Annotated in this window: 15 protein-coding genes; 8 read left to right on the top strand and 7 right to left on the bottom strand. The window is 37.6% G+C overall.

The annotated features are described in order from the left end of the window. Window positions 1-170: 170 nt before the first annotated feature. Together SGJ10_06920 and gmk are read right to left on the bottom strand one after the other, a co-directional pair. Window positions 171-815, bottom strand: a complete 645-nt coding sequence (locus SGJ10_06920) for a hypothetical protein (protein MDZ4757854.1) — start codon at window positions 813-815, stop codon at window positions 171-173. A 34-nt stretch (window positions 816-849) separates the two neighbouring features. Continuing rightward, window positions 850-1,458: a guanylate kinase gene (gmk, locus tag SGJ10_06925; protein ID MDZ4757855.1), complete on the bottom strand. Its 609-nt coding sequence runs from the start codon at window positions 1,456-1,458 to the stop codon at window positions 850-852. Between the two features lie 193 nt (window positions 1,459-1,651). Here gmk and pdhA point away from each other — a divergent pair, with 193 nt between their 5' ends. The 4 genes from pdhA to fmt all read left to right on the top strand — a co-directional run bounded on the left by pdhA (window position 1,652) and on the right by fmt (window position 4,868). Then, window positions 1,652-2,650 (top strand): pyruvate dehydrogenase (acetyl-transferring) E1 component subunit alpha, encoded by a 999-nt coding sequence (gene pdhA, locus SGJ10_06930; GenBank protein ID MDZ4757856.1) that lies wholly within the window; start codon window positions 1,652-1,654, stop codon window positions 2,648-2,650. Between the two features lie 33 nt (window positions 2,651-2,683). Continuing rightward, window positions 2,684-3,403, top strand: coding sequence for a tetratricopeptide repeat protein (locus SGJ10_06935; GenBank protein MDZ4757857.1), 720 nt, complete (start codon window positions 2,684-2,686; stop codon window positions 3,401-3,403). A gap of 74 nt (window positions 3,404-3,477) precedes the next feature. Beyond that, entirely contained in the window at window positions 3,478-3,942 is a 465-nt protein-coding gene (gene ribH / locus SGJ10_06940) for a 6,7-dimethyl-8-ribityllumazine synthase (GenBank protein ID MDZ4757858.1), read from the top strand. Then, a complete protein-coding gene (fmt, locus tag SGJ10_06945) occupies window positions 3,939-4,868 on the top strand; it encodes a methionyl-tRNA formyltransferase (GenBank protein MDZ4757859.1) in 930 nt (309 codons plus the stop codon). Before ribH ends, fmt begins: the two co-directional genes overlap by 4 nt. On the opposite strand, the gene SGJ10_06950 is transcribed toward fmt, so the two are convergent. From SGJ10_06950 to tilS, 4 genes are all read right to left on the bottom strand, one after another. Next, a complete protein-coding gene (locus tag SGJ10_06950) occupies window positions 4,841-6,175 on the bottom strand; it encodes an MFS transporter (protein ID MDZ4757860.1) in 1,335 nt (444 codons plus the stop codon). The genes fmt and SGJ10_06950 overlap by 28 nt on opposite strands. Window positions 6,176-6,261: 86 nt before the next feature. Continuing rightward, the gene (locus SGJ10_06955) at window positions 6,262-6,807 is read right to left on the bottom strand and encodes a hypothetical protein (protein MDZ4757861.1); all 546 of its coding nucleotides are present in this window, start codon (window positions 6,805-6,807) and stop codon (window positions 6,262-6,264) included. A 113-nt stretch (window positions 6,808-6,920) separates the two neighbouring features. Beyond that, window positions 6,921-12,998 (bottom strand): PKD domain-containing protein, encoded by a 6,078-nt coding sequence (locus SGJ10_06960; GenBank protein ID MDZ4757862.1) that lies wholly within the window; start codon window positions 12,996-12,998, stop codon window positions 6,921-6,923. A gap of 61 nt (window positions 12,999-13,059) precedes the next feature. Further along, a complete protein-coding gene (gene tilS, locus SGJ10_06965; GenBank protein ID MDZ4757863.1) occupies window positions 13,060-14,388 on the bottom strand; it encodes a tRNA lysidine(34) synthetase TilS in 1,329 nt (442 codons plus the stop codon). Between the two features lie 140 nt (window positions 14,389-14,528). On the opposite strand from tilS, the gene SGJ10_06970 reads away from it, so the two are divergent. The 4 genes from SGJ10_06970 (at window position 14,529) to SGJ10_06985 (ending at window position 18,893) form a co-directional block, all read left to right on the top strand. After that, window positions 14,529-15,995, top strand: a complete 1,467-nt coding sequence (locus tag SGJ10_06970) for an OstA-like protein (protein MDZ4757864.1) — start codon at window positions 14,529-14,531, stop codon at window positions 15,993-15,995. 131 nt (window positions 15,996-16,126) lie between these two features. Next, the gene (locus SGJ10_06975; GenBank protein ID MDZ4757865.1) at window positions 16,127-16,318 is read left to right on the top strand and encodes a hypothetical protein; all 192 of its coding nucleotides are present in this window, start codon (window positions 16,127-16,129) and stop codon (window positions 16,316-16,318) included. A 183-nt stretch (window positions 16,319-16,501) separates the two neighbouring features. Next, the gene (lepB, locus tag SGJ10_06980) at window positions 16,502-17,869 is read left to right on the top strand and encodes a signal peptidase I (GenBank protein MDZ4757866.1); all 1,368 of its coding nucleotides are present in this window, start codon (window positions 16,502-16,504) and stop codon (window positions 17,867-17,869) included. A gap of 22 nt (window positions 17,870-17,891) precedes the next feature. Beyond that, window positions 17,892-18,893 carry a zinc-binding dehydrogenase gene (locus SGJ10_06985; protein MDZ4757867.1) on the top strand — a complete coding sequence of 334 codons (1,002 nt, stop codon included), beginning with the start codon at window positions 17,892-17,894 and terminating at the stop codon, window positions 18,891-18,893. 6 nt (window positions 18,894-18,899) lie between these two features. Here SGJ10_06985 and SGJ10_06990 read toward each other — a convergent pair whose 3' ends face one another. Next, a complete protein-coding gene (locus SGJ10_06990) occupies window positions 18,900-19,529 on the bottom strand; it encodes a putative DNA binding domain-containing protein (GenBank protein MDZ4757868.1) in 630 nt (209 codons plus the stop codon). Window positions 19,530-19,557: the final 28 nt, after the last annotated feature.

The raw sequence follows: 19,557 nt of genomic DNA on the forward strand, positions 1-19,557 counted from the left end.
ATTAATATATGTTCATAGTTTTTGCTATATGCTTCCATATTATAGCTAATCTCTTTACCGTCAATAAATAATTTATAGAAATATTTTACTGTAAAATCATTGCGTTGTATCCCTTGAAATTCATAAGCCGTAAGATTGTCTATTTTTATTTTTGCAAATTTGAGGTTTTGCTATACCAAACCGGCTGGTTTTTCCTTTTTATACTCTTTTATACTTTTGGGGCAAACCAATTCATCGGGCCTGAGAAACACTTCAAGCACACTGCTGTCAAAATCATTGCTTTCAAAACTAACCCGCTCAAATGGCAAAACTTCCACCGTTTGAAGTTTGGAACCAGAGAAGTCTAAATCAAAATCTAAAGTCTGTTGGGCACTGTATTTATAGGTGGAGTCTATAATAAAAGAAAATGCCGATTTTTTCATCTCTGCCATCGTCTTTACATTATTGTTGTCCTCCATCAATACCACCTCAATCTGTCGCTCTCCATCAACAATAATTAGCATGGCATACGATGAAAAACATTCATTGTCTTCCTTGTCAAAATAATATGAATTGAACCCATTTATGATATAATGCTTGGGTTTAATAACATGGGTGCTGCATTGTCGTATTAACTTTTGTTGGTCGAAATTGGTTTCTTTTACATATATAAAATTCTTGCGGTCGGTAGAATGAAATCCATGACCTGCTCTATTTGGCAAAAAACCTTCTGGTGCCACCATCGCCCAACCTGTGCCTGGCAATCTACAATAATTGCTTTCAAACTTATTGTTAATCACACTGTCAACTGACGGACCAGCAAAAGCAGATGCCATTGATAATAGGATACAAATCGATATTGAGAATATTTTATGCAACAGATTCTATGTTTTGTTGATCCTTCGGTTTAAGTCCAGTAAAATTTGAAACCAATGCCTCTGCGGCCTCAAAAGCGGTTTTCAAATCAGCATTAACTAGTACGCTGTCAAATTCATTCTCATACTTTAATTCCGAAACGGCTTTATTCAATCTCACCTCTAGTTGCAATGCTGTCTCGGTCGAACGATTGTATAAACGCTCCTTCAACACTTCAATGGAAGCTGGTTTTACAAAAACAGATAAGGCCTTTTCCCCATATTGTTTTTTTATGTTCAAGCCCCCTTCTACATCTATATCAAAAAGTACATGTTTTCCCATGTCCCACAACCTATCTATTTCCGATTTTAAGGTGCCGTAGAAACTACCCGGATATACTTCTTCGTGTTCTACAAATTCACTGTTGTGGACTTTTTCTTTAAATAAATCTATATCCAAAAAGTAATAATCCCTTCCATCAATTTCTCCAATCCGTCTTTGCCTCGTGCACGCCGAAACCGAAAAAGCCAAGCCATCGAACTTATTAAGTAAGTGCTTGACAATAGTAGTTTTACCGCTACCTGAAGGTGCTGAAAAAATAATAAGTTTTCCTCCTTTTTTCATTTTTGTGAAGGCAAAGATAAACCCTCAAGTATGTATCAACAATTTATTAACGACTCCTATTTGCCCAAAAACTTACATATTAGTTTTGTTCTCAATTAAATAGCTCTATTTCAGACACAAATAAACCTAAAAAAATAGTCAAGATGATTGTTTGTGCTTTATATTTGCCCCCCTTATTTTAAACCTAGAAAAGGTGGTTAAAGAATCTAAATATAACAAAGAGCAATACACAGAATGGTTCAACGCAATGTTGTTGATGAGGCGTTTTGAAGAAAAATCTGCTCAGTTGTATGGCCAACAAAAGATTAAAGGTTTTTGTCATTTATATATTGGCCAAGAGGCAGTTGTAGCTGGCACTATGAGTGCAATTCAAAAAGACGACCGCATCATTACCGCCTATCGAGACCATGCCCATGCATTGGGTTGTGGTATTAGTGCAAATGCTGTAATGGCAGAGCTTTATGGAAAATCTACAGGATGCTCAAAAGGCAAAGGTGGTTCCATGCACTTGTTTAGCAAAGAACATAATTTTTTTGGCGGGCACGGTATCGTTGGTGGGCAAATACCCCTCGGTGCTGGTATGGCCTTAGCCGACCAATATCGTGGAGGCAAGCAAATAACAATTTGTTATATGGGCGATGGGGCCGTGCGTCAAGGAGCTTTACACGAAACTTTTAATATGGCAATGCTCTGGAAATTACCTGTTATTTTTGTTTGCGAAAATAATGGTTACGCTATGGGCACATCTGTTGAACGCACAACAAATATGTTGGAGATTTATAAAATTGGACTCGGCTACGACATGCCTTCAAAATTAGTAAATGGCATGGCGGTAGAAACTGTTCACGAGGCTATAGTCGATGCCGCTAAACATTGCAGAGACGGCAAAGGGCCTGTTTTTCTTGAAATAAAAACCTATCGGTACAAGGGTCATAGTATGAGCGACCCCGCAAAATATCGTACTAAAGAAGAAGTTGAAGGATTCAAACAACAAGACCCGCTTGAAGCAGTGAGGGCTGTTTTGATGTCGAATAAATATCTATCAGAAAAGGAAATTGAAGAAATTGAAACCCGAATTGAAAAGGAGGTAAGTGATAGTGTGGAATTTGCCGAGAACTCGCCATACCCCGATCATGCCGATATATATTCAGACGTGTATGTAGAAAACGATTATCCTTTTATCATACAATAAAAAACATAAAGTATATTATAATATCTATTTAAAATGGAGCAAAACGAAACAACAGAATTCAACCAAGAAAATGTGGATGCATCATCCAAAATGCATAAGAAAAAATTTCATTGGGGTAACTTTTTCATGAACAATAAAAAGGGCCTAACCATTGGCGTTAGTGCTATTGTACTTCTTTTGGGCTGCTACTTGGGCTATAAATATTTTATTGTAGAACCAGGCCAAGAAGAAGCAAATAACAAAGCCTATAAAGCTGAGGACATGATGGATTTTGACGATTCGCTTATGTATGCCATGAACGGAGACGCTAAAATGGGAATTACCGGTTTAAAAGAAATCGCCGATGATTATGGCTATACAAAAGCTGGTAAACGTGCCGCATTAAGGATTGGAAAAATACTTTTGGAGCAAGGTAAAACTGATGAAGCCATTGAATACTTGGAAAAATTTGACCTTGGCGACAAAGTTGCACAAACCCACGCCCTTGGTAATTTAGGACAAGCCTATTCCGATAAAAAGGAGTATGAAAAAGCCGCAAGCTATTTTCAAAAAGCCGCCGATCATGCTAAACTCATAAACATCTCTGCCCGTTATCAAAAATTAGCAGGCTTGGCTTATGAAGAATTAAAAGAATACGAAAAAGCCGCCGACTGTTATCAAAAAGTTCAAAAAGAATATTTCAATAGCGACCAAGCACGAGATATTGAAAAATATATAGAACGTGCCAAGGGACTTGCAAAAACTAAAAAATAATTGATTATATATTCAAAAAAACCCTTGGCTTATTAGATATTTGCCAAGGGTTTTTTTATTTTAAATCCAACCACATGACACAAGCTCCATCAGAAGATTATAAAACACTACAGGTTATCAATGCAGATGATATTCTTATTGGTATTGTCATTGCTCAATGGAATGCTCACATTACCGAAAAGTTACTGCATGGTGCTATAGAAGTATTGGATTATTATAATATCCAGTTTGTGCAAATACAAGTACCCGGTAGTTTTGAATTGCCTTTGGCTGCACAAAAATTAGCTCAACGCAACGACATCAATGCCGTTATTTGCCTAGGGTGCGTAGTTCAAGGTGATACAAAACATTTTGATTATGTTTGCCAAGCATCTGCTCAAGGAATATTAGAAGTAGGTCTTAAGTATAATAAACCTGTTATATTTGGATTGCTCACTACAAATGACGAACAACAAGCACTCGACCGTGCAGGAGGAGTGTTGGGCAATAAAGGAATAGAGGCAGCTATTACGGCAATTAAAATGATAGCTATTTTATGAATATAGTTTTTTATGGCACCCCGCAGTTTGCTGTTCCCTCATTGAAAGCCATAGTTAAAGCGGGCTTTAAAGTAAAGGCTGTTGTTACCATGCCCGATAAACTTGCAGGCAGAGGGATGAAACCAACACCTTCTGCTGTAAAACTTGCAGCTACCGAATTGGGCATACCTGTGTTGCAGCCTGAAAAAATGAAATCTCCTGAGTTTATGCAGCAATTAAAAAACATAAACCCCGATATACAAATAGTTATTGCCTTTAGAATGATGCCAGAAATGGTTTGGAATTTTCCACCAAAAGGTACTTTTAATTTGCATGCCTCCATGTTGCCGCAATATCGAGGAGCAGCCCCCATCAATCGAGCTATAATGAATGGTGAAATAAGCACAGGGCTAAGTACTTTTTTTTTAAAACATGAAATTGACACCGGCAATATTATTATACAAAAGGAAATGCCCATATACCACGACGAAACATTTGGTAAATTGCACGATAGAATGATGATGGAAGGTGCGGATCTTGTAGTGCAAAGTGTAAAACTTATTGAAAAAGGCGACCTTGAATTACAACCTCAAATAGAAACGCTCGAGTTAAAACATGCACCAAAAATATTTAAGTCGGATTGCGAAATAAAGTGGTCGTCCAACTGTGAAGAAATATATAATAAAATAAGAGGGTTAAGCCCTTTCCCTGCTGCTTATACTACCATTAATGGTGAACCATTTAAAATATATTTTGCTAATTTTGAAATAAACAAACAGCATGGATTGCCGGGCGAAATTATTATAGAAAAACACCTCATGAAGATAACCTGTAACAATGGTTTTATATGTCCGACAGAGGTGCAATTGGCAGGAAAAAAAAGAATGGCAGTTATGGACTATGTGAATGGTTTAAAAGGTCAAAGCTCAATGTTAGCTGGTTCTTGAGTGGGTTTATTGTTAGGCAGCCTCCACTTCTGCATTGATTTTCTGTGATAATAAATGGCAAACAATAGCAATATAATTGAGGCGATAAATGCACCCACAAAGCTAAACATGGAAAATAACAAGGTGCCTATAATAGGTGCTAGTAAACCTCTAATTCCAGTAAGCGAACAATGAATTGCTTGATACGTGGCCACTTGGTCATTCGGTGCAAAATAACTGCTCCCTATTCCCCACAAAATAGTCATACTACTTTGAAAAAAGCCATATGCCAAATATGCCAAGGCTAAAAATACAAATATCCGAATGCTATTCATAGGGATTGTTTGATGAAAGAAATATGCTCCTATCATCAATACAAAAAACAAAGCACATATAATAAAACTCATATTGCCAAACTTTCTAGGATCTTTCCGGTCCAGTATCAATCCAAATAGCGGGAATGTCAGTATAGCTAATACCAAAGCTATTCCTTTGTATCCAGCCACTTCACTATAATTCAAATCATATTCGTCATTCAAAAATTTTGCGACCACGCCCAAGTTCATCAAAAAGGCGACGCCATATATCATCATACCAATTTGAAAATCCCTAAAGGGTTTATTCTCTGTGAGTATTTTAATCGATTTATCCAAAGTATTGCCCCACGATTCAAATAAACTAATATCATCATAATACTTTTGCTCTGTTTCGTTTCTTATTTTTGATATGAGATAAATGGAAAATAATCCCAGTACTCCCAATACTGGATAAACATAAGCAAACGACGTGGGAACCTCGTCCAAAAGCCAGCCAAACAATAAACTTGATACCAGTTGTGTAAACAAATTAATAGACCAGGAATAACTATATAATTTACCTAATTTGTCAGGACTATAATTTAGCTTGAGTAAGTGATTAATTAGTGGAATAGTAAATGGCGATGCAAAATAAAAAAGGAGAAACACCATCAAAAAAACATTCTGAACCCAGTCACTTTGCAATTGATCCTGGGGAAGAATAGGGAAGAAAATAAATAATAGTAAGGGTATCCTTGTAAATAACCCTATTCGCGAGAGCAATCTTTTTTTATTGACCACCTTCTCGTAAAACTGGGTGAAGAATATACTAAATGGCAGTACCAAAACTCCCAACTGAAACAGTAAACTAATCTTAAATAAATCAGGATGGAAGTTTTTTTGAAACACAAATTCATTTAAGGTAAAACTACCCAATATAAGCCCATCCAAAAGGCTATACACCGTATGCAATAAAAAGGTACGCCTTTCATTTTCGCTTAGGTCGGTGTATACATTAAGTATACTGTTCATATAGTTTGGCTTCACCAGAAAAGGTTATAACATTTGAGCAAAAAAAAAGCGGACTAAAGCCCGCTTTTAAATATTATTAAATAAAATTAAGCTTTATATATTTTTATTCTTACTTCAAATCCTGATCCACCGCCATTCACTTTACGTATTTCGAGTTCAATTGTTTTTCCAGATGGAAGAGCATCCCAGTCAGAGAATGAATCACGCTTTTTCTCATCTATATTTGTTTCACCTCCATTTGCATTTTGGGGTTGTTTGCTTTCGCTAAAGAAAACCGTTTTTAGGTGTTCTCCAATATTGTCATAGCCCCATGACTGCATGCCAGCAGTACAGCCTTGCAATTTGGTTTTAAGGTCGCTGAATTTAGCTTTAGCAGCATCTTCGCTAACACCACTAACCATAGTGGCTATATACCATCCACTATTTTCTTCTATTACACACGATTTAGCACCTGCTATGTTTTGTGTTGCAGTCCATTGGCCATCGTATTGGGCACCAGAAAACTTGCCTTTCATGGCTTCAAACCCTGTACTGGAAGCATCAACAACAGCAGTAACGTTACCGCAAAGGTCTTGTGCCGTAGTTACGCCATAAGCGAACAAAAGAGCGGCAAATAATGATAATTTTTTCATGACAGATTTATTTACTTTTTTGCAAAATAAAGATACTTTTCCCGTTTATTCAAACATTTCAACACTTAAATGTTTAAAAACATTTCAGTTAGTTGATTGTAAGAGTATTGCAGTTATCGTATCAAATGTACTACTCCATTTTTACTATACTCATAACCATCCATTCCGCGTCCTCTCAATACCCACATATATACGCCATCTGGCATCAATTTGTTGCGTGACGTACCATCCCACCCAACTGTATGATCTGTGGTATAAAATACCTTCTGGCCCCAACGGTCGTATACTATAAACTCAAATTTCTTTATCTCATCATCAAGGTTTTTGTTGAATACTGATATCAAAATGGGTTTAAATACTTCATTCTTCAATGGCCCCCTATCATTAGGCGTGAATGCATTGGGAATCCATATACGTGAAGGAACAACTGCACAACCTATGTTAGAGATGCTCGTATCGCCAAAGACATCGTTTTCGAGAGCCATAATCCTATAACAATAATTTGTGGTTATCTCTTCGTGTACTTCTTTATCTATATAAGGAGTATCGAATGTATTAAGGGTTGCAAGGGTTTGCCATACTCCATTGAAGTCGAGTTGCACTTTGTATTCCTTTATTCCATTTGCCCAAAACTCATAAGGAGTCCACGCCAAATGCACATATTCATTTTCTACTCTGGCCTTTAACAAAATGGTTTTGCCTATATCGGTACTTGTTGGGCTATAGCTTCCACAATAGTCCTCCACACTTACTCGATAGGTATAAGATGTGTCCTTTACATCTACATTTACATCGGTAAAACTTGTTTGGTTATTAGCCACAATCCCATAACGGTTTATCCAGGTATTTCCTCCATCGATACTCCTGTCAAGAATATAGTTTTTGATAGCACTGTGAGCACTTCCATTCCAACTTGTATGGGTATATCTGTCATTTACTACCGTAGACCTTGTGATACCTACAGCCGTATCGGGGCTGCTATATGGAGGGTGGTTCATACTCTTGTTACTTAAAGATTGGTATAACCCATTTCGGCTATACGCCAATACCACATACTGATAGTCAGAATCGCAAAGAAGTGAGTCGACTATTGAAGTATCAGTAGCTTGCATTGTTTTAAATAAGTTTAGTGTGCCGAAAGTACCGAAAAGTCCTGTATTCCTATATACCTCATACTTCGCTATTCCATTTACGCCCCAACCTATATAAGGAGTCCATGATACCAAATTTGTCATAGGAGCATAGGTAGATGCTTTTAGCAACATGGTGGTATGCACCACACTGGGCAATGATGTATACTTACAAGTATCGGTTGTTGTTATAAAGTAACTATAGGTTTGACTATTTACCAAGTTTGCACCACCATCATTAAATGTAGTATCAGTAGTATTTGAGCTACTATATACATTCAGAGGGTTGGGGTCTAACCTATATAACTTGTTGTCATCAAAACTAGAATCGGTATTTATATCCCAAAATGCAATTATTTGCTCAAAACCAGAAGTTGTATCTACTGTCACATAAGTAAGTTGTGTAACAACGGGCGGAATAGAATCATCTACAAATATGAAATTATTTTTGGTTATGGTGTCTTTGCACCCATTAGAATTGGTAATATAGAATGCTACTGTTTTAAAACCTGCCGTTGCATAAATATGGGCCGCGGGAAACTGATTGGTGTCGGTTGTGGCATCTCCAAAATCCCATAACCAGTTTGTTAAGGCTACGTCCGAAGTACTAACATCGGTGAAAGAAACATTATCCCCAAAACAGGTACTTGGTTTATTGCTTACAAAGTCAGCTACTGGTTTTATATAAACGGTGAATAAGTTAATAACTGTAGTTGAATCAACGCATCCTAATGAACTTGTTGCAATCAATTTCACCGAGTGTTTGCCAGGAGGCAATGATACAACGGGGTTTTGCACAGTAAAATCTATGGTGCCATCCAAATCTATATCCCACTGGTAATTATTTGCATACAAGGTTGAATCACCGAATAAGGATGCTGTAAATGGTTCACAGCCTGTGGGTATTGGTGTGTACATTTTAGGTTTCGGTTTGTCGTTCACTATAACACGGGTGGTTATGGTAATACTGTCTGGGCAATTATTCAAATTATTGGCCCATAGTTTTACGTTATACTGTCCTACACCAAAACCGATTTTGGGATTTGCCAAAGTGGAAGTAACCCCATTTCCAAAATCCCACTTATAACTATTGGCATATGATGAACCATTGGTAAAAACAACCACTAGGGTATCACAACCCAGTGAATCGCTAACAGTATAGGAAGGAACAGCCCTGCGGTATACGGTTATCAGATTATTCTTAGTTAAAGAGTCTACACATCCGTATAAATTAAAACAATATTGTTTTACCGTGTAAGTGCCTGGTATATAACTATGCGATGGATTTCTCAAATTAGAAAAAGTACCATCTCCAAAATCCCATAAAACACTATCGGTAATAGTAGATGAATCTGTAAACTGTGCAGTGAAAGGTTCGCAGCCTTGTGTTTTGTCGACCCCAAATTTAGGTTGTGGAATATCATAAACTTCTACGAGGGTATCATAGGTAAGCGAGTCTGCACAATTATTTACATTGTTTGCCCAAAGTTTAACATTATAATACCCTGGGGTATAAGTGTGCGTTGGATTTATTGCTGTCGATGTTTTAGTATCTCCAAAATCCCACGAATAGCTGCTTGCATTTGTTGAAGTATTGGTAAACGTGGCAAACAGACTATTACATTCTGCTGTGTCATTAACTGAGAAAGAAACTTTTGCTCTTTTGTGGCTCACAATATGGTTTGTTTTAATAATGGAATCGGCACAGCCCGAGCCGTTAGTTACCCATAGTTTAACAGTATAAGTGCCAGGATTAAAATGAATTATTGGGAACTGGCTAGTAGAATCAGTTCCGTGTAAATAACTGAAAGTAGAAGGGGTGATAGTCCAACGCCAAACTGTTGTATACTTTGAAGTATCTGTAAGCTGTACTTCCATAGGCTCACATTGTTGGGTTGTATCTGATCTAAAATATGCTTTAGATCTCTTATATACCACCACGCTATCTGGGTTTTTGTTATTTGCCAACGGATACTGAGCATAACATCCAGCACCGTCGGTTGCTGACAATGATGGATAATACACACTATACAACGAATTTCCCGGCGAATAGTAGGTATGGCTCTTAGGAACACTACCATTTGTTTGTGTAGTACCATCGCCAAAGTCAAATGTAGGCTGCTTAATTTTATAGCTTTTGTCGACAATAGAAATATTAAGAGGCTCACACCCGATACTGTTAATCAAATCAAATTTAGGAACCGGCCCATTAAATCTGAGATAACAAGGAATAAACAAAGTATCTGAGCAACCATTGGCGTCCGTGGTAATCAAAGTAACATCCTTACACGAGTCATTTGTTTGGTAATAGTTAACCGCACTGTCGGAAGTAGTGGTTAAGGTATTTCCATCTCCAAAATCCCATTTATATAATACTGCGTTGATAGAACTACCTGCGTAAAAACGAGCTAACTGAGGAGCACAATAAAAGAAGGTATCAGAGGCGTAATATTTAGGGACACTTCTTTGTATACAAATGGTATGAGATATTGTATCACTGCAGGTTCCTTTGTATACTGTTTGTCTTATCTGATAACAACCTGAATCCAAAAACTTTACTTTAGGGCTTGTGGGTGTTCCGTATACAGTTGAATCAAAAATTACTTTTGATGCCATAGAGGCGGGTAACACAGTCCATTTAACCGAAGAAGGGCTATTCTGCGAACCATCAGTTATAGATATGTCTTCTTTCATACATCCTCCTTGTGGAATATTGAACCCTGCAACTACACCAATTGTTACATAACCGACTTTAACAATATTGGGTGCTGTGCAACTATCTGCATTTTTTATGGTCAGGGTAACATCGTATGAGCCATTGTCTCCAAAAGTAATATTGGTGCTGGCAGAATTCGGATTTGCTATAGTTACATTGGTACTGGGGTTTACTGACCAAGAATACTTTAGTGCTCTTGAATTTTTGATTGGATGATTCGTTGAATCTACATTAAGTGTGTCGAATTTAATAGCGGTGTTTTTACACCCTGAAGTAGTAACTGCTTTAAAATCACCTCCGATTGAGCTTACTTTTATATACTTCATCCGTGCAATACTGTCTTTGCAGAATCCAGGTTTATTGACCACATAGGCTACGTCATATATGCCCCAATCATTAAAAACTATAGAGGGTGCCCCAGTTAGCCATACTGTACTATTCGTGTTTTTATAATACCACGTTTCGCTTAGAACTAAGACAGGTGATGAGAATCCCTTGGGTGACACATACGAAGTAAATGAAACCTGATTGCCGGCACAGATAAAATTTGTGTCTGCGTGAATAGAATCAATCTTTGGGGAAGCCACTGTAATTGTGTCCCAGATAGTGTCTCTACAGCCAAAATCAGTATAAACCATTAATTGAACCAAATATTTTCCTGTATCGGTAAACTTGTACCGCATCGTGTCTTTAGGGGAATTAAAAGAAGTTAATTTATACCGAAGAATTTGGGACGTATCTAGTTTATTGAACAAAGTAAATTCCTTCCTTATTGTATCAATAGAAAAAGCCGCTGTTGTATTTTTTATTAAAACAGAGTCATAGGGGCACAGGGTCTTGGGGCTTATGGACATAGTAGCCACTGGGTCTTTTATACTCAAAAAATTATTTAGCGTAACCACATCAGAACAACCATTTGTGTTCGTAACAGTTAACCTTACTGTATAAACGCCACCCTTCAAAGGTGTCGTTCGTAGGGTATCGCCCGTAACAAGGGAATCTGTCTTGTTGGGATTCCCAATAGTGCCTGTAGAATCAGACACTTCCCATTTATAGGTATTTGTTCCCAATTTAGGAACAGTGGAAGTATCGGCCTTTAGTCTAAATGTATAAGGCGGTGAACAATATTTTACTACACCATCAATTGTGCTTGCAGAAGCTTTCGGATACAGCACTCTTACAGGCCAACTATAATACTTTTTACAACCGTTCAAGGTGAAACGAAGTTGCTGGGTACTAATACCGAAATTTGCAAAAACCCCAACAAACGTATCTGATTTTGCACTGGGCTGATATACCGAATAATTGTTTGAAGAATACCAATATGCAACACCGCCTGGGTATGAACTAAAGTTCTTTATAATAAATGTATCTTTCTCTCCTTTGCAAAAAGAAGTATCATTAACACTAACTTGAAGAGCTGCGGAATCGCCCGTTCTTAAATAATTTTTCTTGTATTCAGTAAAAGTACACCCTACTGAATTCGTTACTTGCAAAGACACATCATACTGCCCTACTGATGAATAAGTAATGGTTGCAGGTGTTAAGTTTGTGTCCGTCGAAGGGTTACCACTCGGGAAATTCCAAAGATAACTGGTTAACGTTGTTCCATTACTGCTCACAGAAGGTGTGAATTTCGCTTTGTGAATTAAGCATCCAGCCGTGTCGGGAGTGGAAAAATCGACACTAACCTTGTTATATACACAAACAGCTGAATCATAGGTCTTACTAATAGTACAACCATCCGTATTTTTAAGACTCACTATCACTTTTTTACAGCCTGTGGTCGTAATTTTATGTTTAATATTGCTTTTGTTTTGATATACTGTACCATCAATAATAATGATGCTGCTTACAATATTTGGTGTGTTGTCAATAAACGTTAAGGTATCAGGACCATTGCATAATATCGATGGCGAAAAGGTAACGTTGGGCGTAGTCGCTACGCCTAATTTGTACATGCTATCTCTCACTATAGTACAAAGTAAATTACCATTCCCGTCAAGCACTTCCACTTTTATATTTATGTATCCGTTGTAGCCAACATATTGTTTGCTAGCGGTATCAGCATACTGATTTATTGAAGTTGCCCCAAAATAGTATTTAAACTGCGAGCCTGATGCATAACCTGAAATTTTAAGTCTTACCGTATAATAATCGCAGGAGCTGTCCTTATCCATGTATATGGTAGAATCGGCAGAATTGTTGTAGTTACGAATGGTTTTTACAGCCTTCAAAACCAAGCTAGAACACTGAGCATTTGCTTCGTTGTTTAAACTTGAAATCAGCAAGAACATGCTTGCTATTATTGAGGTTAAAACAATACGTTTGTAAAGTTTTATCATATATCTATTTGTGTATAAAATTAACATGCGAATTTAGAGGTTTGAAGGTGAAAATTAAAAATTATTTTACTACGCTTATTATCAAGTTGTTTTCATTGTTTTCTTGTGCTTTAAATCTTTCTGAAATTCTCAAAAAATCTACGCTAACTAACTCTCCATCCGAATTTTGTATTACAAAGACCTGCTCCTTATCAAAAAGGGTCATCTTAAGGTCGGTAAGCATGTCGCTTACTTTTTTAGCCCCGCCAACCCCTTTTAGCATTATTTTATCCGATGCTTCCCAGTGCCTTAAGGTAAGAGGGTAAGAGAGATTGCTTTTGCCTATGGTAAGGGTTTCACCACCTAGCGATGCTCCGCTGGAAGCGTGTTGAATTTGCAATTCTATATCGCCCACTTTTTGTCGGAACGAACCTATTTGTTCCTCTGTAATATTATATCTAGGTAATTTTCTTTCCATTTTTTTTCTAAGAATTAAACAGTCGCGGTCTTTTAAAATTTGGTGGCTTTGGGTCTCCCATATTTTGCCAGGTTGTTTATGTAATGACAAAAAAATGTTCTTTGTGGTTGCGTAATTGAAACCATATTTTTTTAAAATTTCCCATAAGAGTGCCTCACTTATGTTGTTTTTCAATAGCTTATCTATATTTATATAGGCAAATTCTCCCTTTTTATGAATACATTTTTTTTCCATTTTTTTTAAATTGGCTTCAAAAAACGCTATGTACTGGAGGGTTGCCCGACTATTGTCATAAACTGTTTCTACAATATTGGGATTCAACTTTTTCAATAACGGTATAACTTCGTTTCTTAAAAAGTTGCGGCTATAGTTATTGCTGTTGTTACTTAGGTCTTCTCTCCACCCTATTGAAAGGAGATCAGTCATTCTGTCAATGTCCTTACGAGTATAACACATTAATGGGCGAACGATCTTGTTTTTCTTGTTTCCAATACCAGCATATCCTCTAAGTTTAGAACCCTTTATCAAGTTATGTAAAATAGTTTCCAAGTTATCATCTTTGTGGTGGGCTGTTAAGATATATTGAAAACCATGTTCAATGCTAAGCTGCTCAAACCAATCATACCTTAACTTACGTGCCGCTTCTTGGGTTGAAAATTTATGCTTAACTGTGTATTCCTTTGTGTCAAATTTAATAGCGAAAAACGGGATATTAAATCGTTGGCAATACCCCTTTACAAAATCCTCGTCAGCTATGCTATCATTGCCCCGGAGCTGGAAATTGCAATGTGCCACTGATATATTATATCCAGCTTCTTTCAGTAAATGGAGCATGAGCATTGAGTCTCTCCCGCCACTTACTGCCGCGATTAGCTTATCGTTTTTAGAAAAAAGTGCATTTGATTCGATATGTTTTTCAAATTTTGTGTACATGGCGGCCTTGCTATTATCCTACAAAATAAAGCAGATAGCCTTACAAATCCAATTTGACATGGTATTTGCACTTAATTTTGCACCTACATTTTTTGATATTGAAAATCCCGAACCTCCGAATACCTTTCTTTATTATTGCATTGTGTTCTCATTGTGCCATCAGCTCTGCACAGCAAGTTACGCGTATTGAAATATTGAGCAGCAATGAAATGAGTTTTGATCAGAGCAAGTTTGGAAATGTGAAAAGGCTAATAGGAAATGTTGCTTTGAAAAACGAAAATACCATTATGACCTGCGATAGTGCCTATATGTTCGATGAAGACCAAAATTTTGAAGCCTTCTCCAACGTAAAAATTAATCAAGGAGACAGTGTAAATGTAACAGCCAAGCATTTGCTATATGGAAGCAAAGACAAAATAGCCCACCTGGACGGCAATGTATGGCTAACACAAGGCAAAATGACCTTAAATACTGAAAGGCTCGATTATTCACTTAAAGATAAAAAAGCTTACTACAATACACCTGGTAAACTCACTAACAAAGAAAGTGTGCTTACCAGCCTCAGCGGCGAGTATTGGACACAAAGCAAGGAGGCACATTTTAGGCAGCGGGTAAAACTCAAAAATCCTGAATATGAATTACTCACAGATACGCTTATATATAATACTGGCAGTGAAGAGTCTCGATTTTACGGAGTGAGCACCATTGTAACCAAAACCGACAGTATTTATGCTCTAAAAGGCTGGTACAATACCAAAACGGGAATAGGGAAATTTGCAAATCAGGTCTCCATAAAAACTGGCGGGCAAACTTTAAATACTGATAGTTTATATTACGACCAAAACCTAGGTAAAGGTTATGCCCACGGCCATTTAAACTTTTTTGATAGTACAGAAAAAATGCATCTAAAAGGAGACGAGGGTTATTATAATAAAGTGCCACAAATGATGCAAATGAACAACAATGCTTTTGCAAGTAAAATAATGGGACAAGACACTGTTTTTATAGGGGCAGATACTTTATATTACCAAGGAGACTCCATAAAACACGACCGGAGAATGAATGCTTGGGGCCAGGTCAAATTATTTAAAAACGATGTACAGGCTATTTGCGATACGCTGTGCTATATGATAGATGATAGCAATGTATCGATGTTTAAAAATCCTGTATTGTGGAGTTCCGAAAATCAATTAACAGCAGACAGTATATATATATTTTTAAGCCATGACCAGATTGATCACATTGTGCTGCAAAAGCATGGCTTCATTGTTTCACACGAAAAAGGCCCGCACTATAATCAAATTAAAGGGGATAGCCTGGTCGGTATTTTTGATTCGGGCGAAATAAAACGCGTAAAAGTATTCGGCAACGGGCAAAGCATTTACCATGTGCGTGAAGACACTAACAAATATACAGGATTAAACGAAATAGCTTGCCCCGTTATGGAGGTTTTTCTCTCGCAAGAAAAAGTTAAAGGCATCAAATTCATGGGCAAAAGCACAGCGACTCTTCACCCAATAGGAAAAACCAAAAGTGAAAAATTCAGATTAAAAGGCTTTACATGGAAGCAAAATCTGCGTCCCCCTAAGCCTCTGTATGATTTTTAATATCATAATTAACAATTTGTTAAAAAAATATTTTTTTAACAAGCAACTATTTTGCTAAAATTGCGTACTAGTAATTACACGCCCTATATTTTTAACCAATAGCACCTTTTTTTTATTTAAAGTAAATTAAAATGGCACATTCAAAAATTATTTCGCATTTTTTGATTATTGCTATTGTTTTTTGCATTGCAGCTCAGTTAACAGGCTCTCAGTTAAGGCTTACATTGGTTGTGTTGGCAGTATCTCCTTTGTTTGTTTTTGCTCTAACGTTGGCCAAGCGATATATGACAGACGAGCATTTGATTGAAGACGATACGATTTAGGGAGCCAAATCGTAACAAAAACCGTTAGTTAGCTAACGGTTTTTGTTTGCATTCGGCAGTAGTTTAATTTACGTGCTCTTTTCATCAGAATAGTTCATCAGGCAAAATGATAAAGCATAAGAATACGAGCTACATATAACTTTTTGTTTGGCTAATCGGTAATCTTAAGGCAATTTTGCCGGAATGAACAACACACAAAACAGCAAACCACAAACAGGTTTTTTTCATATCTATTGGTCTAAACTTAGCCGCAATCAGCGGTTTTGGCTTGTCACCTTATCAAGTCTTAATGTCATCTTCTTTCTTATTATGCTAATAGCAGCAGGGGCAGGTTTTGTGCCTATCACCTTATTGCTATTGATTGGTCAAGGTCTTTTATTCGCGTATTATCATTATTTCAATGCGTCCAAACCTAAAAACAAAGTACGAGAATGGGTTGATGCTATTGCTTTTGCAGTAGTTGCGGCTACTATTATTCGCAGTGCTTTTATGGAAGCATATACCATACCAACGCCCAGTATGGAACGATCACTTCTTATTGGTGATTTTTTGTTTGTAAGCAAGTTTCACTATGGCCCGCGTATGCCCATGACACCGCTTTCATTTCCTTTTGCTCACCACACTTTACCTTTTACTGAAAAATCCAAAAGCTATATCGAATCTCTTCAATTACCATATTACCGGTTGCCCGGTTTTAGCAGTGTGCAACGTGGTGACGATGTAGTATTCAACTGGCCTGCTGATAAAGTAAACAATAGACCTGTAGATAAAAAGGAGAATTATATAAAACGCTGTATAGCCATAGCAGGCGACACCTTGCAGTTGATCAACAGTGAAGTGTACATCAATGGCAAACTACAACCAAAACCTGAAAAGTACCTGGCACTTTATACTCTAACGGCAAGCTCGCCACTCGATCCCGCAACAATACGCGATTTAGGTTTCCGCTATAATCCCGAAAAATACAATACTAAATATCAACCAGGTTCTGGAGAGTTTTACGACAATGTTGTGCCCGAAGACTTGAGTAAGAATATATACCGAGTACATGCCACAAACGAGCAAGCCGAACAACTTAAAAAAATGCCTAACGTAACCAAGCTCGACCGATATATATATAGTAAAGACATGCCTATTGGCGACCCTATGCATAGCGATTTTGGTTTTCGTGCTCCCGACGCTTTCCAGTGGTCTCTCGATTTTTATGGCCCCTTGGTTATACCCAAAAAAGGGATGACTGTTCCCTTGGACAGTGCTCATTATTTTGTATATGAAAAAGCAATTCACGATTATGAGGGAATGCAAGATTTACAATGGACCAATGGAAAAGCTTACAATGGAAGTACGCCAATAAATAGCTATACCTTTACAATGGATTATTATTGGATGATGGGAGATAATAGATATAATTCGGAAGATAGCCGTTTTTGGGGATTTGTACCCGAAGACCATATAGTAGGTAAAGCTGTTTTTATTTGGCTAAGTTGGGACAGTTATGCCAAAGGATTAAACAAGGTACGCTGGGACAGGCTGTTCCATTTGCCTAATTAATATAGTCTGTTTCGATATAAGCATGATGAAGTCAGCGATATTAACGCAATTAAATGAAGTTCTTCAAGTAACGGAAAGTCCAAAACCAATTTTGGCAAAAGGCGAGGTGCTGGTAGCAATAAAATCTGCTGCACTTAATCACCGAGATGTGTTTATACAACAAGGATTATATTCGGGAATTAAAATTCCAGTGATTCTTGGTTCTGACGGGTCAGGAATAGTTTCTGAAATTGCCGAGGGGGTTGATTCCAATTGGCTGAATAAAGAGGTGATTATGAATCCTGGACTCAATTGGGGCAATAACCCAAAGCACCAAGCCAAAGATTATATAATAATGGGCACGCCCACCAATGGAACTTTTGCCGAATATATATCTATTTCAGCAGAACTCCTGCACCCCAAGCCTTCACATTTAGACTGGAACGAAGCTGCCGCATTGCCCCTTGCTGGTTTAACAGCTTTTCGTGCATTAATGGTGCAAGGGAATTTGCAACTAACTAACAAAGTATTGATAACAGGCATTGGCGGCGGTGTTGCCCAAATGGCACTGCAATTTGCAATAGCCAATGGAAACGAGGTATGGGTTACCAGCAGCAGTGATGATAAGCTACAAAAAGCCTTTGAGCTTGGTGCTAAAGGTGGAATAGATTATAAAAAAGACAAGTGGAATAAAGAGTTGGTCCAACAGGCTGGCGAGTTCGATGTAATCGTCGAATCAGCATGTGGATCTGGCTTTGGGGCGGTGGTAGATTGCTGCACACCAGGAGGAAAGGTTTTAATATATGGTGGTACTGCTGGAAATATTGGAAATATTATACCTGCTAAAATATTTTGGAGGCAAATAGCTATTATAGGTTCTACCATGGGTTCCAATGAGGACTTTGCGGAGATGCTGGCCTTTGTGAACAAGCATAAAATTACACCCACGGTGAGTCATGTTTTTCCTTTGGAACAGGCACAAGATGCTTTAGATTTTCTGAATACAGGAAACCAATTTGGCAAGGTGGTGTTAAGTATATCATAATACTTTTCACAAAGTATAAAACTCTATCTTTTCAGTATTGTGAACTCTTATTACACCAATGCTCACTAGGTTCACCAACATTCTTTGTGCTCGCCAACGGGCTATATTGAGCATTTGGCAAAGTTCCTTGATGGTAATGCGGTCATGACTAGTCAAAAAATCGAGCAAGGCTTTTTCTTTTGACGAATAGTTTATTTTTACGCCATCATTGCTGTTTTGTTTTCGCAATACTTCCACCATCACTTTGCTGGCCAATAGACTTTCGTCCTTCACACGAATATAAACCCACCACTTTCCATCTTCATCTTTGGCTGCATAGGGTCTATGTTCTCCTTTTGGTATGGCCACCTCCAAAATAGTTTTGCCTTCAAACTCCCATTCTTCTATAGTAATGTCGATTGCCGGTTTGCAAAAGAAACCTGCAGCCATATCGAGCATATATTTTTCTTCGTCGCTTCGAATCCCGCTAATACTGCCATTATCATTGACGCCTACCAATAACTTACCACCTTTGTGGTTGGCAAATGATACCATTGTTTTGGCGATTTTGCTTACAGAGGTAATGGTTTTCTTGAAGTCGAGTATCTCGCTTTCGCCGCCTAAAATTAATTGGAATATATACTTTGGGACACTCATAGAACAATAAGGCAAAATAAATGGCAGT

The organism is Bacteroidota bacterium (assembly GCA_034439655.1).
Lineage (GTDB): Bacteria > Bacteroidota > Bacteroidia > UKL13-3 > UKL13-3 > CANJUD01.